The sequence below is a fragment of the Kitasatospora sp. NPDC057512 genome (assembly GCF_042802135.1).
GTDB lineage: Bacteria > Actinomycetota > Actinomycetes > Streptomycetales > Streptomycetaceae > Kitasatospora.
The window spans coordinates 1-1,355 of record NZ_JBHVET010001228.1; the positions used below are offsets into that span (position 1 = coordinate 1).

General features: G+C 74.3%; 1 pseudogene. It reads left to right on the top strand.

Features of this window, described 5'->3' with window-relative positions:
- Positions 1-1,355, top strand: a pseudogene (locus ACFU6K_RS39110) (hypothetical protein); the annotation flags it as partial.

Consider the following 1,355-nt stretch of genomic DNA (forward strand, 5'->3'; position numbering starts at 1 on the left):
GAGAAGGCCCGCAAGGCGAAGGCCGACGAGGCGGACAAGCAGGCGCAGACCGACCAGGCCGCCCAGCAGGTCCAGAAGGCCAGGGCCGAGGCCGATCGCCTTGCCCAGCTGGCCAACCAGCCCGGCGCCACGCCGGCGCAGGTCGCCACCGACGGCCGCAAGCTCGCCCTGATCTCCCGCAAGATCTCCGGGGAGTGGGGGGTCTCGGCCGCCGAAGCCGCCCTCACCGGCCCGGACAGCGCCGTCTTCGCCTACGTCAAGACCGGCCGCCGGGAGGCTGAGGACCACGACGGCCGCGACCGCGTCACCCAGGTCTTCACGGACTCCGACAACGACGCGGTCCGCACGACCGCCTACACCGCGATGCAGGGCAACGCCGCCCAGGTCGGCGCGTTCCTGAGCAGTGGTCAGTACGAGGCCGCGGCGCCGGAGAACCGGCTGACGATCACCCGGCTCAGCGACAAGGCCGGTCCCGCCGTCAAGGCCGCCGCCGACGCCGCGCTGCGGGTCAACACCCCGTCCGCGCTGCGGGACTTCCTCGGCAAGGGCCTGACCGACGCGCAGGCCGCCGACGACCGGCTGACCGCCACCCGGCTCGAGGACGCCCCGGCCACCGAGCCCGAGCTCAAGGCCGCGGCGAAGGTCGCCCTCGAAGGCCCCGTGCAGGACCTGCGCGCCTTCGTCGCCAAGGGCCAGTACACCGCGCAGCAGAAGGACCGGCTCACCGCCGTCCACGTTGCCGACGTCAAGGGCCTGATCGCCGAGGCCACCGCCGCCGCCGCGACGGCCCAGAAGAACGCGGCCACGGCCCAGGCCGCCGCCGCCTACGCCCGCGGCGTCGCTGACGAGGCCAGGGGCTACGAGGCCACCGCCAAGGCGTCGGCCGACACCGCCGCCCAGCACGTCGCCAAGGCCCAGGCCGCCGCCGACGCCGCCCAGGCCGACGCCACCAGGGCCGCCGCGGCCGCGAAGACCGCCAACGCCGCCAAGGCCTCCGCCAACCGCGACGCCGCCAAGGCCGTCTACTCCGCCAACCAGGCCGAGAGTTCGGCCCGGCAGGCCCGATGGTCCGCCTCCGAAGCCAGCTCGTACGCGTCCGCCGCCCGGGCCTCCGCCGAGGCGGCCGGCAAGGACGCCCAGGCCGCCCAGACCGCCGCCGACGAGGCGCACGCCAACTACGAGGTGAAGCGGGACGCCGAGGAGAAGGCCCGGCTCGCCAGGCTGGAGGCGGAGCGCAAGGAGGCCGAGAAGCAGGCCCAGGCCGAGAAGGAGAAGCAGGAGGCGATCGCCGGGATCGAGGAGGAGATCAAGAAGGCGAAGGAGGACAGCGACAACGTCAGCTTCCTCTACCACCT